At 69.1% G+C, this 16,483-nt stretch carries 12 protein-coding genes; 3 read left to right on the top strand and 9 right to left on the bottom strand.

Annotated elements, in window-relative coordinates; translation table 11 throughout:
- Positions 1–367 precede the first annotated feature (367 nt).
- Both AB0K37_RS08910 and AB0K37_RS08905 read left to right on the top strand, forming a co-directional pair.
- A complete protein-coding gene (locus AB0K37_RS08910; protein ID WP_363976991.1) occupies positions 368–589 on the top strand; it encodes a hypothetical protein in 222 nt (73 codons plus the stop codon).
- Positions 590–926: 337 nt separating this feature from the next.
- A complete protein-coding gene (locus AB0K37_RS08905) occupies positions 927–2,471 on the top strand; it encodes a M4 family metallopeptidase (RefSeq protein WP_363976988.1) in 1,545 nt (514 codons plus the stop codon).
- Positions 2,472–3,145: 674 nt separating this feature from the next.
- Here the strand turns inward: AB0K37_RS08905 and AB0K37_RS08900 are convergent.
- Positions 3,146–4,150, bottom strand: coding sequence for a tyrosine-type recombinase/integrase (locus AB0K37_RS08900; RefSeq protein ID WP_363976985.1), 1,005 nt, complete (start codon positions 4,148–4,150; stop codon positions 3,146–3,148).
- Positions 4,151–4,794: 644 nt separating this feature from the next.
- Here AB0K37_RS08900 and AB0K37_RS08895 point away from each other — a divergent pair.
- A complete protein-coding gene (locus AB0K37_RS08895) occupies positions 4,795–5,976 on the top strand; it encodes a hypothetical protein (protein WP_363976982.1) in 1,182 nt (393 codons plus the stop codon).
- A 782-nt stretch (positions 5,977–6,758) separates the two neighbouring features.
- On the opposite strand, the gene AB0K37_RS08890 is transcribed toward AB0K37_RS08895, so the two are convergent.
- From AB0K37_RS08890 to AB0K37_RS08855, 8 genes are all read right to left on the bottom strand, one after another.
- Complete coding sequence (locus AB0K37_RS08890; protein ID WP_363976979.1) at positions 6,759–7,712, bottom strand: RNA polymerase sigma-70 factor; 954 nt, start codon at positions 7,710–7,712, stop codon at positions 6,759–6,761.
- Between the two features lie 82 nt (positions 7,713–7,794).
- Positions 7,795–8,976, bottom strand: a complete 1,182-nt coding sequence (locus AB0K37_RS08885) for an FAD-dependent oxidoreductase (RefSeq protein WP_363976976.1) — start codon at positions 8,974–8,976, stop codon at positions 7,795–7,797.
- Positions 8,977–11,288: 2,312 nt separating this feature from the next.
- Positions 11,289–11,711: a hypothetical protein gene (locus AB0K37_RS08880; protein ID WP_363976973.1), complete on the bottom strand. Its 423-nt coding sequence runs from the start codon at positions 11,709–11,711 to the stop codon at positions 11,289–11,291.
- Positions 11,712–12,368: 657 nt separating this feature from the next.
- The gene (locus AB0K37_RS08875; protein ID WP_363976970.1) at positions 12,369–12,542 is read right to left on the bottom strand and encodes a hypothetical protein; all 174 of its coding nucleotides are present in this window, start codon (positions 12,540–12,542) and stop codon (positions 12,369–12,371) included.
- A complete protein-coding gene (locus tag AB0K37_RS08870; protein WP_363976967.1) occupies positions 12,542–12,979 on the bottom strand; it encodes a hypothetical protein in 438 nt (145 codons plus the stop codon). The genes AB0K37_RS08875 and AB0K37_RS08870 overlap by 1 nt, the downstream gene beginning before the upstream one ends.
- 49 nt (positions 12,980–13,028) lie before the next feature.
- On the bottom strand, positions 13,029–14,363 hold the full coding sequence (locus AB0K37_RS08865) for an amidase (RefSeq protein WP_363976964.1): 1,335 nt from the start codon (positions 14,361–14,363) through the stop codon (positions 13,029–13,031).
- Entirely contained in the window at positions 14,360–15,553 is a 1,194-nt protein-coding gene (locus AB0K37_RS08860) for a hypothetical protein (protein ID WP_363976961.1), read from the bottom strand. The genes AB0K37_RS08865 and AB0K37_RS08860 overlap by 4 nt, the downstream gene beginning before the upstream one ends.
- Before the next feature lie 4 nt (positions 15,554–15,557).
- Positions 15,558–16,472: a nitrilase family protein gene (locus tag AB0K37_RS08855; RefSeq protein WP_363976959.1), complete on the bottom strand. Its 915-nt coding sequence runs from the start codon at positions 16,470–16,472 to the stop codon at positions 15,558–15,560.
- Positions 16,473–16,483: the final 11 nt, after the last annotated feature.

Below are 16,483 nucleotides of genomic sequence, written 5' to 3'. Positions count from 1 at the left end.
CACCTACTACTGCTGATCCAATCGGATCCGATCCAAACTTCCGACGCCCCATTTCGTCCCTAGTGCCGGCCGCCAGAAGCACACCGGGCGAGCTGGAAAGAGACACGATCGGGCATGGGCGACCGGATCTACCTGCGGCACTCCACCGACAAGCAGACCGGCGGCCGCCAGCGGCACACCCTAGCCGCTCTTTTCGCCGCCGGCGCCCCCGCCTACGAGGACCCCCGGCCACCTCCAGCCCCCAGCTCTCCCCGGACCGCGCGGGATTCATCCGCCCGCTGCACGAGGCCGCCGCAGGCCTGTTCCGGTCGGTCGCCGACATCCTGCCCTGCGCCCGCTCCTTGCCGGAAGGGGCCAGCACCTGCGGGTGGAGCCCGGGCTGCCGGGGATCGGCCTGGTCTCCGACGATCCCGGCACCAAGATGATGGTCTCCGTCCTGGCGGCCGTGCTGAAGTTCCAACGCGACGTGATCAGCGAGAACTTACGCGCAGGCGTCGCCGCCGAGGCCTCCGGCAAGACCCTTGGCCGCTCCACCTCCCTCGATGGTGATGCGCGGGGATTTCATCGACCGTTCCGCCGAGCACCCTGAGCTGGCCGAGGTGTTGCGGGACGGTTCGTTCGTTCCAGGTTCGATGGCGCGCGCGGATCTGCGGGGGATCCGGTGCCGCCTGTCACTCCGGTGGGCGGGGCCGGATGCTGCTCACCAGGAAAGTTGACTCGTATACAGTCCCTCAGTTCTTGGTTTGTGAAAATTCATGCTGCTTTGAATGTATTGACACGTTCAAGTCCGACAAGGTGCACTTCGGGGCAGCTCATCCGGATGAGCGACACGTCCCCAATCCCCCCCGCCGACAAGGGCGTCGCAGGCCGCTCCCACGTGAGGCTTCGCCGCCCTGTGCCGTCGGGCCCGTGGAAGGAGCACCCCTGTGAGACACCAGACCGCGATCGGGGCGGCTGCGCTGGCGGCCGGCCTCGCCGTGGCGATGTCCGCCCCCGCCACAGGAGCGACCGCCCGCACCACCCCGGCCAAGCCGACCCCCCGCACGCTCGCGGCGATCTCGGCCGACACCTTCGTGGCCGCCAAGCCGGCGGAGTTCATGAAGGCCCCGAAGGACAAGATCTTCCGCACGAACGTCACCTCGGGCCTGCGCGGCCTCCAGTACGTGGAGTACCAGCGCACCTACGACGGCCTGCCCGTCTACGGCGGCGACATCGTCGTCACGACGAACGCCGACGGAGGTGTGCTGAGCACCTCGGTCAACCAGACCGCGACGCTCAACGTCGGCACCAAGGCGACGATCAAGGCGTCGCAGGCCGCCGCGGTGTCGCGTGCCAAGGTCGCCAAGGTCGACACGGTCTCCACTCCCCGCCTCACCGTGCTGGCAGAGGGCAAGGGACACCTGGTCTACGAAACGGTCGTCACCGGTCACCAGAAGAAAGGCGAGACGAAGCTGCACGTGTTCGTCGACGCCAAGACCGGCAAGGTCGTCGGGACGTTCGATGACGTCCGCGACGCCGCCGATGACAGAAGCTTCTACCACGGCACGGTGGACCTGAGCACCGCGGCGACGTCCATGACCGACCCCTCACGTCCCGGTCACCAGTGCGGCGGCCAGAACGGCTCCGCCTACACCGGCACCGACAGCGCCTGGGGCAACGGCAGCGGGACGAACCTGGAGACCGGCTGCGTGGACGTGTTGTACGCGGTCCAGAAGGAATGGGACATGCTCAAGGCATGGCTCGGCCGTAACGGGACCAACGGCAACGGCCGCGGCTTCCCCTCGCGCGTGGGTCTGAATGACGTCAACGCCTATTGGAACGGCAGCTACACCAACTTCGGCCACAACCAGTCGAACACCAAGCTGGCCACGTCCGTCGACGTCGTCGGCCACGAGAACGGGCACGCGATCTTCCAGACCACGCCCGGCGGTTCCAGCGGCGGCAGCGGCAACGAGAAGGGCGGGATGAACGAGTCGGCCGGCGACATCTTCGGCGCGCTGACCGAGCACTACATGAACGAGCCCTCCACCTACGACCCGCCGGACTACCTGGTCGGCGAGGAGGTCGACCTGGTCGGCCAGGGCCCGATCCGCAACATGTACAACCCGTCCGCGCTGGGCGACCCGAACTGCTACTCGTCCTCGATCCCGAACACCGAGGTGCACGCGGCGGCCGGCCCGCAGAACCACTGGTTCTATCTGCTGGCCGAGGGCTCGAACCCCACCAACGGCAACCCGACCAGCCCGACCTGCAACAACTCCCGCGTCACCGGCATCGGCATCCAGAAGGCCGGCCAGATCTTCATGGGCGGCCTGAACCGCAAGGTGACGAGCTGGAGCCACGCCCGCGCCCGCGTCGCGACCCTCCAGGCGGCCAAGGAGCTGTTCTCGGGCAGCACCGAGTGCAACGCGGTGAAGGCCGCGTGGAGCGCGATCAACGTCCCCGCGCAGAGCGGCGAGCCGACCTGCTGATCCGTCCGGCAGAGCACATGGGACGTCGCTGACGACCTCCCGGTACGCCTGGTGCGGGGCCCCGCACCAGGCGTGCTCGTCGTTCAAACGATCTTCGCGTGCTTCGAGCGATCCGCTGAGATCCGCTCCAACCGACTCGCCGCTCGGCGCGCTGACCGGGATGGCTGCGGTACCGGCCTTCGGGAGGTCGAGTGCAGCGCTTAGCGGTAGGTCATGGTGCTTGTCTGCTGCTGGACGACCTCTAGCAGATGCCGTTCCGCGGCGGTCCCGTCCTCGGCGGCCTGCTGGGCGCGCTGGGCCTGCCCCTACTGCCGCCACGCCCGCTCGGCGTCGGCGCGCGCGTCGGCGACCTGCTCGCGCGCGCCACGGGCTCGGCAAACGCAAGAAGCTGTTAACCGCTACCACGCCCCCGTCTGCACCTTGGGCGAGCAAGGCGCCGCCACCCTCAAACGCGGGAGATCCTGCGGAAGGCTCGCTGCCCACCATCCCGCCTGACCGCCATCGTCCAAGCCATCTTCACACTGCACCACCAGGGCGAATGAAGTTGGAAATGGCTCACTGGGCATGGATCCCGCTGGACCTGGCGTCCACGAACGGCCGGGGCTCGCCTTGCGCAGCAAGGTACGGTCTCTGGGTTTCTGCTCCACGAACTGCCCTGGTGTTTGCTTCAGTGATTAGAGGCCTACATCGTCCAGGGCATTGTTGGCCCAGGCCGAGCCGCGGCGCCAGTAGCGGAACACCATGGCCAGGCTCGTCCATCGCCCGTGTTCCTGGATGGTGGAGGGTGCGGCGCCGGCCTCGGCGGCGGAGGTGGCGGCTCCGGCGCGCAGTCCGTGGAAAGTGTGCGCGGTGGCGTTGTCGAGGTCGGCGCGGATGGCGGCGTCGCGCACGATGTCGTTGAGGGTCTCGTCGTCGATTCGACCGGTGTTGGCGCCGGGGGCGGCGTAGCCGGGTGTGCCGCCCAGGCGGCCGTGCTTGTCGATGCCGCGCAGCAGCGGTCCGCTGGTGATGGGCGGTTCGGCGTCGGCGAGCCGCGCCACCCAGGTCCGCAGCAGTGCGACCGGGTCGGTCTGGGGGCGTCTGCCGTGCTTGATGATGACCTCGCTGCCGACCGCGTCCTGGTCGGTCTTGGACTGGCGCACTTTGATGAGCAGTCCGCGGGTGGTGAAGGTCAGGTCCTCGATGTCGAGCGCGGCGACCTCAGAGCGGCGGCCCATCATGGCGAAGCCGAGCACCAGGACGATTTGGTCGCGTTCGGCGCGCAGCGGGTGGATCCCCCCGGCGTCTGCGGCGTCGCCGATCGCAGTGATCATGGCGCGGAGGGCGTTGACGTCGATCTCGGGGGCGCGCCTGACCCGGTGGCGCAGCGCCGGGTCGGGGTGGGTGGTGCGCTGCTTGCGGTAGGCGCGCAGCGCCATCCGGGCCAGGCGGGGGTCGCAGTCGAGGCCCGCGAGCTTGTGCGCGGACTGCACGCAGCTGAGCATCGCGTCTATGCTCCCCGGCGCGGGAGGCTTGCCGTACTGGGTGGTGGTGCCGGTCAGGTGATGGACGTACTCGGCGAGCGTCTCCCGGGTGGCCGGCAGCGGGGTCCGGCCGGTCAGTTCGCACCAGCGGGTGAAGGTGGCCCAGTGCCGGGTGTAGGCGCGGGTGGTGTTGTCGGCGAGCCCGGCGGTCACCATCGCGGCCGCCTCGGGGGACAGGGACCGGTCCGGCGCGAACGTCGCCTCGCCCGAGGGGGCTGGCGGCCCGGTGAGCGCGGGCCGAACGGTGTCAGGCCTGAGTACCGGTGCGGCGGACGGGGCACCACCGGGGAGAACCAGTGCCGCGGTGCTTTCGCCTCCGTGGTCAGGCCCGCCCGCTGATGAAGGCCGGAACGGAGAGGGGGCGGCGCCGGTGTCCGCGTCGTGGGCGGCGGGCTGCTCGGTTGTCACTGTCCTGGCTCACCGAACCCGATGAACGCCCGACGCGCTGACCTGCCGAACATCGGAAGCACCGAGCTGGCCGGGGTCTCGTCCGGTTCAGTGAACGCGCTGCGAGCGGAAGGGCCGGACGCGCCGAGCCGCGGCATTCGCGCAGCGCGGCGGCGGATCCACTGAGCGGGCATCAGATTGAACTCCGTTCGCATCAGGTCCGGTGAGCCGTGATCGGGTCGGCTGCGCCGGGTCAGTCACGAGGTGATCATAGGCGGCTCCGGTTCGCCTCGTCAGGGTTAAGTCTCCCTTAACCCCAATCAGATATCCAGTCTTGATACTGTTTCTTGAAACCTAGAAAGAGAATCGCGGTTTCGCGGGTACCCATCCACGAAACCTGCCATGATGATGGTGTGGCCGATCTTGAACCTCCGGTGCCCAGCGCCGACGCTGACCGCGATGCGCAGCCCGTCCGGGACGCCCCCGGCGGCGGACCCCCGTCCCCCGCGTCCGAGAGTCCGGGGGAGGAGGCGGCGGACGCGGCGCCGCACGGCCGGTGCAAGCACTGCCGGGGGCCGCTGCCTCCGCGCGCGGCCACCGGCCGTCGCCGCGAGTACCACCACAGCGGAGAGGGCCCGGAGGGCCAGGACTGCCGGGAGGCGGCCCGGCGAGCCCGTGAGTCCGCCGTTGGCGCCGCTGTCGAGCCGCCGCTGCAGGCCCTCATCACCTGGGCCGACCGGGAGGAGACCGACCGGCGCGCCCATGCCGAACTGCTGCGCGCGGCCGCCGCCCGCGACGACCGGCTCGCCGCTGACCTGGCCGACCTGCGCACCACCGTGGTGGAGCGCAACACCGAACTGGAGGCCCAGACCGCACGGGCCAAGACCGCCGAGGCCGAGGCCATCGCCGCCCGCCAGGCCGCCGAGGAACGCGAGCAGACCGCCCTGGCTGAGGCCGCCGACGCCCGCGCCGCCGCGGAGCGGGCCACCGAGCGCGCCGCCGGCGCCATCGAACTGGCCCGGCGGGCCGAGGACGCCGTTGATGCCCACCGGATCGCGCGGACCAAGGCCGAGCAGGAGACCGAGGTGGCCGTCCGGGCGGGCAACGAGGCTCGCTCCGAACGCGACGCGGCACGGGCCCGGCTGAGCGAGCTGGAGCAGGAGTTGGCCTCGGTTCGTGCTCAGGCCGACGCGCTGGCCGGGCGGCTGGACACCGCCACACGTGAGCTGGCCGCCGCCCGCCAGACCCTTACCGAGAGGGACGCGGCGATCGGTGAGCTCACTGGGCGGCTGGAGCGCGCCGAGCAGGAGACCGAGACGGTCCGCCGCCGCGCGGCCGAGGACGCGCAAGCCGCCCGCGACGCCGCTGAACAGGACGTCCGGCGCGCCGACGCGCAGCGCCACAGCGCCGTCGAGGCCGCCGAGCAGATGCGCGGTGAACGCGACCAGGCCCGCACCGACCTGATCGCCGCACAAGCCTCCTACCGCGCTGAGCTGCAGGCACTCGAACGCGAGCGCGACGTCGCGCGGGCCGCCGAGACGGAGCAGCGCGAACGGGCCGTGCGGGCCGAACAAGCCGCTCCCGTGGTCGAATGACCCCTGCCGGCGGCATCAGGCGCAGGCGGGACGGTACCGCGGACATTGTCGGAATCGTGTGCGGCACCTTCACGGTGGGTGGGCGACATGGCGGCCCGCAAGGACGGACGATGTATTCGCTGTAACGGCGACCCGGGTCGAGGCTGGAGGCCCCCGGGCGATGGCGGGGCCCGACCTGTCCACCGAAGTGGGCCCACCCGGAGGCCAAGGCCCGTGTCGCCGCCTACTTTGACGAACTGCTCGCCCGCCAGCTCTCCCACTACTTCGCCTCGCATGACGACCTGGTCGCTGCCGTGACCGCCGGCTTCCTGCAGGAGTTGACCGCGGTGATGCGGAGCGCCCGCGACGCCCGGCCCCCCGACTCGGCCGGCGACCGGCTGCTGGCCACCTGCCGCGCCATGCGCCACTGGGCGACCGCTCACCCCGCCGAGTTCGGATGTATCTTCGCCAGCCCCATACGCTCGGCCTCGACTACCGGCCACCCGCACCGCCCGAACCCCCACCGCACGCTCAGCCTTCATGACACAGGCGCGGCGCTCGCCTCCACAATGCTCAGTCGGACGCAACGGTGCCATAACCGGCCAGGAGACTCGAGCGCCGCGGAGGGGGACAACGGGGACAAGGTGAAGAGCTACCAGAGGGGCGGCGCGTGTCGTGGTCGGCAAGGCGAATACACCAGATGCACTCTCGTCATGCGACTCCTTGGTGAGACTCCGGCCAGTTAGAGCACGCTGGCCTGCTATCCGCGGCGGCGGCGGCGGTGGTCTTCGCCGTTGTCGTCGTCACCGTGACCCTTTGGTGTTGGAGGTAGGACCGTCGGTGCCGCCCGCCGCTTGAACGCCATTCAGCTTCTGGGGGTTGACCTGGAAGCGGATGTTCTCGATGCGGCCATCGTGAATGTCGTAGGTGAGTGCGCCGACGAGGTCGTCGCCGACCATGCCGACGACGCTCAGCTCGCCGTTGACGACGGCCGGTTCGAGGCGGATGTCGGCGGAGACCGGTTTGGCCATGACGCCCAGGATCCAGCGCGCCACATGGTCAGGGCCGTGCAGCGGACGGCGGGCGGCGGTGACGATGCCGCCGCCGTCGTTCCACAGCGTCACTTCCGGGGCGAGCAGTTCCATGAGGGCGTTGAGGTCACCGCCGTGGCAGGCGGCCATGAATTTCTCGGTGACCTCCTGGCGCGCCCCGTCGTCCGCGTCGAAGCGGGGGCGGCGGGCCTGCACGTGCGAACGGGCGCGGCGCGAGATCTGGCGCACAGTGGCCGCAGGCCGATCGAGGAAGCCGCCGATCTCGGCGTAGGAATAGCCGAAGACCTCGCGCAGCACGAAGACGGCCCGCTCGGTGGGGTTGAGGGATTCGAGGACGACCAGCATGGCCGTCGACACCGTCTCGGCCATTTCTGTCTCCTCAACGGCGTTCGAGGGGGTGATCAGCGGTTCGGGAAGCCATGGCCCCACATAGGTCTCACGGACGGCCCGGGCGGAAGTGAGGCGGTTCAGGGCCAGGTTGGTGACAGTGCGCACCAGGTAGGCCTTGGGATGCTCGACCAGATCCTGGTCCACCGCATGCCATTTCAACCAGGCGTCCTGGAGGATGTCCTCGGCGTCGGCGACGCTGCCCAGCATGTGATAAGCGGTGCCGAACAGCAACCGGCGGTGTTCGACGAACGGGTCGATCGCCGCCTCTCGCGGCTCGGGCGCCGGGGCCGCCCGGCCGGTCTCGCGATCCTTCATCGGAACCATGCCTAGTGGTCGGTAGCTCGGGATTTCAGCGGGCCGGGGGATCTGGTGGGTCCCCGACCCGAGTCCTGGAACATCATGCGGCCTTTCGGGTGGCGCGGCCGCCCTTCGACAGCTGCACCGGTATCTTCACGTAGCGGGACATCTTGGCGGCCACCGGCGGGGTACCGCTGACCTGCTCTTTGTAGATGACCGCGGCCTTGCCCTTGAGGTACCACCGCCTCGGGGTGTCATCGGCCCTGGTGAACTGGACGACCGCGTCCTTGCGGCCCAGGCTCACCGGCTGGTGGAAGTAGCCGAACCGCAGGGGCTTCACCGGCTTCCCGCGCAGCAGCCGGGCGATGACGCCGGCGGTGTAGTCGGCGGTGACCACCCCGCTCTGGCATGTGCCGTGGATTTGCCCCCAGGCCTGCCGCACCAGGGCGGCGTCTCCGATGGCGTGGATCTCCGGGTGCGAAACCGAGCGCAGGGTGGGGTCGGTGAGGATGAGCCCCTTCCCGTCGGTCGCGATTCCGGCCTGGGCAGCGAGCTGCGGCACCCGCACACCGGTGGTCCACAGGGTCAGATCCGAGGAGACGAGCTCACCGGTGTCCAGCCGCACCGCGTCGGGCAGCACTTTGGTGACCTTCGCTCCGACCATGCGCACCACGCCCAACCGGTCCAGGACGCGGTTGAGGTGAGCTCGGGCCTTCTCGCCCATCATGGAACCGGGTTCGGTGGCACAGACCAGGTTGACGGTCAGCGCCGGGTGGGCCTCGGCGATCTCGGCGGCCGCCTCGATGCCGGTGAGTCCGCCACCGCAGACGGTGACCGTGCCGCCCGCAGCGGCGATCTCGGGCAGCCGCCGCGACAGGCGGTGCGCCAGACGGGGGTCGTTGAGGGTCCAGGCGTGGTCCGCCGCACCGGGGACGATGCTCGCGTCGGTGGCGCTGCCGAGGGCGTAGACCAGCGTGTCGTAGTGGAGGAGGGCGCCATCGTCGAGGGCGACGGTCCGGTCAGCGGTATCGATAGTGGTCGCGGTGGCCTGGTGGAATCGCACGCCGGTGCCCTCCAGCAGGTCCGGGATCTGGAAGTCGGTCAGTTCCTGGCCCGCGGCGACCTGGTGCATGCGCAGACGCTCGGTGAAGCGGGGCGAGGGGTTCACCAGGGTGATGCGGGTGTTCAGCCTGCGGGTGTAGCGGGCCAGCCGAGCTGTTGCGATCAGGCCGGTGTAGCCGGCGCCGAGGACGACGATCTGATGGGCGGTGCTGGTGTTCATCGCTCGCTCCCCATGGGGCTCGTTCGTTCGGGACGGCTATGGGACAGGACGCCTCGGGAGAACGTGACAATCCGGTGTTATGACCTGCGCCACACCCCGCCCCAGACGTAGCCGCACGTTCCGAAGTGCTCCGCTGGCCAGAGAAGTAGGTGCCCAAGCCGAGCCCCCTTCGCGCCAGCATGCGGAGTGCTGCCGCCTCCGGTTGGGAGACCTGGCTGGCCACCACGGCATGACGACCGGCGTGGAGAACTGGGCGATGACCCCGACCGGGGGTCGGGGGCTGTCGTACTCCTGCTCCCGCACCCGGCGCCCAGTTATGGTCTGGCAGTGTCAGTAATACGTGTATTACATGCCTACTTGTATCGTGCCGAAAGTGGTCGGCCCGCACCCCCGTTGCTTGCCGGCCCTGAGGGTGCGAGCCGTGAAGGGAACCCGGCTCTGCAGGCCTAGCCGATCAGAGCCCGGGGCCCCCACCCCACCGGTTCCACAGATCCCACAGAAGCCTGGCCGCGTTCACCAGGAAACTCCCGCAGGTCCAGGGGTCCGGCTGTCCCAGCGGAAGCTTCCGCTTCCTCCGCCACCATGGGGGATCCTTCTTCACCCGCTCACCATCCTTCTCGGATGATCTACGGGGACCGCCTGCGCCGAGGCGCGTGCGGCGTCGGCCTTGAACCCCTCTTTCTGGCCGTCCTGCAGAAACGTCCAGACGTAGGGCTCGGGCGGTTGGCGCCGAGCAACAAGGTAATTCCTTCGCTGGACCAATGAATGGCAGAGCAGACTCCATATCGTCATCGTCCGCGCACGATCGGCCACGAGGAGGTACATGTCGGCGGAATCGATGTACGTTGGCGCCATTTCAGTTTGCTTCGGTGAGGCTTGCGAAGCGGATGTTTTGACCGGTCCTGCGCTTAGCGGAGAGATGCGGCCCTGGTCAGGTTGGGTTTCGGCTGGTGGCCATGGCGCTCGGTCCTCTTCGGCAGCCTCGGCCGAGGTTGCCCTCGGATCTGCTGAAGATCTGTCTGTAGGCGGCCCGTGGCTGAGGAGGGGATCTCGGTGTCGATCTCTTGGACTCCGGCAGCCGCGTGACGGGGTCACCAGCCTGATCGATTGATCCGAGGCAGGCGGGGGCGGTGCCTCGTTCAACCTTCCCGGGGTGCGCGCACAGCCAACCTTCCCGGGGTGCGCGCACAGCCAACCTTCCCGGGGTGCGCGCACAGCGCGGATCCCGGGACGGACCTGAGCAGGTGTGCCGCCGCCACCGGTGGCCGACCTGGGGAGTTGCCGATCGGCGGCCTGGGCAGGCGGGGTCGTGCGCGTGGGGCCCGGTTCGCGCCGGCGGGGTTCGTTCAGCTTTGGGACGTCGGGCTCGGGTGGCCGGAGCCATCCTTGCGGCGGGCCGCCATAAGGCCCGTGGTCGCACCAGCGCGGTGGAGCGGCGCCGGGCGGGCGGGGCGGTCCGCTCTGGCATCCGGGCGCGGCACCGGCCTGATCGTCGGCGACCCGCTGGCGCCAGCATGGGGCTCGGAGCGCCGTTCTTCTTGGTGGCCGGTGAGCGGCCCACGCGCCATTGCCCCCGCGCGGCCGCGCGAGAGCTGCCGCGTCCGCGTCTGCGACAGGCGTTGTGCACAAGCGGCGGTGTCGCTCATGCCGCAGGGGCGGTGTAGCGCTGAGCAGCGACGTCGGTGACGACGATGAGGTGGGCGAGGGAGGACGTCGTAGCAGGCGCAGGTGGTGGCGGTCTTGGGCCTGGTCCGGGCCGAAGCCACGCGCCGAAACGTCACCGTCGATGTCGTGCACGCGATCAATATCTTGGACCGTGGCGCCGGACCTGCACCATTTGGGCGACCCTGCGGGGCCTGAGTTGCTATTGAGCGGCCCTGCTCAGTTGGACGACTCGGGCGGCAGCATCAATGGAGAGCGAGCTCCGCAGTTGCGCTTGGCCAGCGCCGCGACCTGTCCCCCCGCACCAGCCTCGCAAGCCCGAACTGCCTGAGCCGGCGCGGCCCTCCATCCGCCGCCCTAAGCCGAGGGGGAGGTATCCCTCGCCCGACCTGGCCACCGGGTACAGCGTCGGCCGCTCCACCATCCACCGCATCATCCCCGCGCCTCCGGCCGGGCAGAGCTGACCCCGGCTCCCGCACGGCCGAGCCCTGCTTTGGGGCTGACCACATGTTGTGAGTGGGCGCCAGGTCTCCCTTGGATGTCTGGGGCCGTTCGGGAGAAGGACGGGGTCAGGGAATCGGTTTTATGGTTCAAGCCCCAGAGCGCGGCTCTCGGCGATGTAGCCGCGGTGCTCCGCGGCGCCGTCTGCGTTAGCGGGCGCGGCGTAGCGAGGTGTACTGGAGCGCTGCGAAACCGGCGACCACGATGGCTTGGAGCACCGCCCACACCGCCCCGACAGTGCTCAGCGAGAACCAGCCCACGATCACCGTGAGAACACTCAGGATCGTCCACAGCACGTTCGCCTCGACCACGGTCACCACGGCGACCCGTCTGGGCCGGGCGGGCATCGAGATGGCCCACACGGCAGCGGCGTACACCAGGAGAAACGCCCCCAGTGCGCGTCCGGTGGTGGCGTCGAGTCCAAGCAGGTCCTGAAGCGGAGCGGCAAAAGCGAGGTAGAGCAGACCGTTGGCGCCAGTCACGATCGCGTCCGCACGCAGTGCCAGACGCAGCAACCGGCTGGCATCGGCGAACAGGCCGGCGAAGTTGTGGCTCGTCGATGTGGTGGTCATTGGAGTCCTCTTTCCGGGGGCCATTTACCTCGAGGACCTCGACGCTAAGGGCGTCCGAGAGACAAAGCGATTACCTGGGAGGTAGCCCGGGTCATAGCGTTGTCGTGGTGGCTGACCAGCCCGTCGGGTGGGAGGCGACGGCCTACCTTTCTCGACGCCCGGGTCGTATGGGCGACCGCTGACTTCTCATTAGTCCCTCGTTCCCAAAGACTGCGCTTGTGGCAGAAGTAGACCTGCATCCCGGTGTCGGCGGCGAGCGCCTGGTGCTCGGCCATCTCGCGGCCGCGGGTCCCAGGTGAGCGTCCGTCGCAGTGGCTGGGGAGTGCGCAGCAGCTGGCGGGTGAGGTGGGCGCGGATCTCGTGGGCCTTGTTGCCGTCGGGCAGGGCGGCCAGTGCGATGAATCGGCTGGTGCGCTCCACCAACGTGGCGATCGCCGACGAACGGGTCCCCATCAACAGGTCACCTTCCCAGTGACCGGGCAGAACGCGGGCGGCGGACTCGGCCAGGCGGGCGCTGATGGACACCATGTCCCGGAAGACACCACGGCCGGTGCGCTGTTTGGCGCACTTGGGCTGCCGCATGGGGCGGGCGGTCCGCAAACGCCTGGTCAGCGTCCGATCGAGGCCGTGCCGGCGGCGCGGGGCGAACAACGAAAGCTAGATCGCCTCGTGTGAGATCTGCAGGGCGAGGTCGTCGGGGAAGCTGCGGCGCAGCCAGCCAGAGAGCTGTTCGGACGACCGCGTCCCATCGAGGTGAACGACTCGCCCGCACGCCATCGCTGCCGGGCAGGTGAGGCCTGGATCATCGGCCGTTTCGTCTGCGTCGATCATCAGAGCTTGTCAGTGCGTTTCGCTGTCGTAGCGGAGTTCTCGGTGATTCTTTCGTCGCCGGTCCAGTCAGTGTTGAAGCCGGCCAGGTGGGGGTGGTACATCTCGTCACCGGAGTGCTGGGTGAATTCGACCTTCACCCATAGCGCGTCTAGTTCGAACATCTCCACGCACGTGTCGATCAACAACTGGGCCAGGCGGGCCCGGGTCTCCACCGGCCGTCCGCTCCGGATGTCGCACATGATGAGGGCCGAGGGGGTCGGGGGGCCGTCCTGGTGGCATCGCCACAGACCGCCCTCTCCGAGGTCGTGCACGGACACGGTGAGGAGGTCCATGCCGACCTGCATGGTCTCCGCGTAGATTTCGCCGACACGTTGCGCGAGCCGTTGCTTGGTCGCAGCCGGAGTGGTCAGCGGTAGGTCGATCTGGATGGATGGCATCGGGACTCCTTTTCCCTCACGTCGGTGCTGAGATAGATCTGTCGGGGGTTCACCGGCGCCCAGCCGCCGCCTCCAGCGTCTGTGCGGCGGTGAACAGGAGGTGCTCGTTGCCTGGGCCGGTGACGAGCTGTACGGCTACCGGCAGTCCGTCACACCGGCCCGCCGGAATGCTGATCGCCGGCACGCCGGTCATGTTCCACGGGAGGGTGAGGGAGAGCAGCGCCGAGCGCACCTCGAGCTCGGCACCGTCGACGTGCATGCTGCGGGTGTTGAGAGGGGGGGCCACGAACGGGACCGTGGGCAGAGCGAGCAGGTCATGGGTCCGCAGCAGGTCACGCACGGCCGCGCGTAGTTCCCCGCGCACCTCGTCGGCCCGTTCGTAGCTCGACGTCGAGACCTTCCGGCCGTTTTCGAGTCGCGCGAGGACCTCGGCGTCGATCAGCTCTCGGTCCTCGTCCAGGTGATGCCTGTGCACCTCATATGCCTCCCTGCTCTGAAGGGTGGTGACCACGTCGAACAGGGTCCGGTCACGGTCCCGCCCCGGGAATCCGTGCACCGCTTCGGGAGCGAAGCCGGCACGTGTCAGGAGGTCGTGCACCAGTTCTTCGATGCGGGGGTCGCACGTCGCGACGTCGCTGGTCGGGATCCAGCCGACCGTGATCGACCGTGAGTCCTGGGGAAGCCGGCTCATGGGCTGGTCGGTGAGGGCCTGATAGCCGAGAAGGACGTCTTCGACAGAGCCCGCGAACAGGCCGACGTGGTCGAGCGTGGGTGCCAGCGGATAAACACCTGCGTCCGGGATGGCGTCGTAGGCCGGTTTGAATCCGACGACTCCGCACAGCGCGGCCGGTACCCGGACCGAGCCGACGGTGTCGGTTCCCAGCGACAGCGGGACCATTCCCGACGCCACGGCCACCGCGCTCCCTCCGCTGCTGCCACCCGAGATCCGGGTGGGATCGTGGGGGTTTCGTGAGGGACCGTGCATCGAGCGGTCGCCGGTCGCGCCGTACGCGAACTCGTGCAGGGTGTTCTTCCCGACGATGACCGCGCCGTGGTCACGCAGCCGGGTGACGACCTCGGCGTCGCGTGTGGCGAGGGCCCCGAACGATGTCGCCGACCCGCATGTGGTGGGCAGGCCTTCGACGTCGATGAGGTCCTTGACGGCGACGGGTATGCCGTGGAGCGGGCCTCGGTCGAGGCCCGCGGCCAGCTCCTGGTCCGCTCGTCGTGCCGCTTCGTAGGCCCCGGGCTCGTCCACGAGGGCGAACGCGTTCACGGTCGGGTCGCGGTCCTGGATTCTCCGCAACGCTTCCGCGGCCAGTTGGGTGGCTGAGACCTCTCGACGGCGCAGGGCCCGTCCGAGGTCGGTGATCGTCTGAGTCATGAGGTGATTCCTGGTACGAGGTCGAGCAACGGCACGATCAATGCGGTGGAGACGCTCATCGAGGCCACGTTTCCGATGAACGGGTGGAAGCCCGTCGGCAGACGGCGTGAGATCGCGGCCGCGAGAGGAGGACCGACGAGTGCGCCGATGAGTGCTCCCGCGATGACGGATTGAGGGGTGCCGCCAAAGGCCAGCACCGTGGCCGGTGCGACGGACACCACGGGGACGAAGGTCGGGTAGAAGCCCAGCGCCTGCCACCTGCGCCGCCAGATCAGGACGCCGGCGAGTGCCGTGACGGCCTGGCTTGTGAGCACTGCAAGGAACAGACCGCTCCCGTAGGCGAACGCTGACGGGCTGATCAGATAGGCGATGACCGCACCGGAGAGCATCGCCCCGCTCGCCCATTCGTTGCCGAAGAACTGCGCCTCGCTGAAATCGGCCAGCGCCCGGCGGAGAACCCACAGGAGTGACGTCGTCGACGTGCCGGTCCCTGTGAGGTTCTCCACCTCTCGAGCGGCCCGCCAGGCCCCAGGCGCCGGCATCCAGGGAAAGTACCGGCATGCCCCGAATGCCACGAGAGCACCGATCCACATGCCCGCCGTGGCGCCGACGACAGGCGGAAGGTGGCTGGGCTTGCAGACGTAGTCGACCACCAGGATCGACGCGGGGGGCGTCAGCAGGGCTCCGGAGATGGCGGCGGTCACGCAGACCCGAAGTCTGGGCCCGTAAAGGACGACCATGGCGGGCGCCGTCGCGACGAGTGGCACGAAGAGCGGCTGCCAGACGCGGGGCTGCAGCGTCCATCCCCAGGCCAGGACGCCCAGGACCAGGCTCGCAAGCGCACTGCCCACGACCGAGGGCCAGATCCCGGTGCCGCAGGCCTGGACGAAGCCTGCCCAAGGTCGCGAGCTTCGCTGTGCCACATGAGCGAACAGACCTCCCAAGAACAGGCCCAGGCCGGCGGTGGCCACCGCATAGAACTGCGGCTCGGTCATCGAGGCGATCAGCCAGGAGACCAGGCCCGGTGCGTCGGTGTAGGCGCCGGACCATGCCTGTCCTGTGGCGGGGTCGGTACTTGCGGCGACTGCCAGGACCACGAGCGTCACGAGAGCGGCGCAGCCGGCCGCCGTGGCGACACGCGTGGCGATGCGTGTAGCGGGAAGGCTTTCGTTGTCGCGGAGGGCCGCCATGACGTCAGCGGGGCAGGGGCTCGCCGCCGCGGTAGCCGAGCATCTGGTCGTACAAGTCCGTACGGCGATCGCGGTGCAGGTCGTTGAGCTGGTTCCAGATCGGGGCGGTGCGTGCCGCGGTGAGATCGACGTCGGCGTAGAGGATGGTGTCCTCATCCGGACCGGCGATACGGTCGATGGGCCATCCGTTCGTGCCCGCGATGAGGGAGTTCCCCATGAATCCTGCGCCGCGCTCCTGGCCGATCCGGTCCGCGGTGGCGATGAACACGTTGTTCGCGTGCGCTGCCGTCATCGTCAGGTAGGCGGCCATGCACACGCCGCTGGCGTCGTACAGCGGTGGCGGGGTCCAGACCCAGCCGGTCGGGATACAGATGATGTCCGCACCCATCTGGGTCACGATCCGAGCCGTCTCGGGGAACCAGATGTCCCAGCACACCAGCAGCCCGATCCGCCCGATGCGGGTGTCGAACACCGAGAACCCCTCGTCGCCTGGCGTGAACCACAGCTTCTCGGTGTTCCAGAGATGGGTTTTGCGGTAGCGGCCGATGTACCCGTCGGGGCCGACGAGGACCGCGGTGTCGAACAGCTTCGGACCTTCTTGCTCGACCACGCATCCCACGATGTAGACGTTGCGCTCGGCCGCCAGTCGGGCGAACGACTGCACGGTGGGACCGTCGGGGACCGCCTCGGCGTGCGCGAAGGCTTCCTCGCGGGTCTCGAAGACATAGCCCGTGGTGGCCAGCTCGGGCAGGACGATGAGGTCGGCACCTGCGTCTGCGGCGGCCGTCAGCCGCGTTTCCACGGCCAACGCGTTGGCCTTCAGGTTCTCGACGCCCACGCGTGGTTCGAACTGCGCTACCGCAACCCGAACCGGGCTGACACTGGTGTCCTTGCCGGCGGTGTCCTGCTGTTCGGTCATGACCTCTCCTC

The organism is Actinomadura sp. NPDC049753 (assembly GCF_040674655.1).
Taxonomy (GTDB): domain Bacteria; phylum Actinomycetota; class Actinomycetes; order Streptosporangiales; family Streptosporangiaceae; genus Spirillospora; species Spirillospora verrucosospora.
Note: the sequence above shows the minus strand (reverse complement) of the source record. Positions and strands in the feature narration are given on the sequence as shown.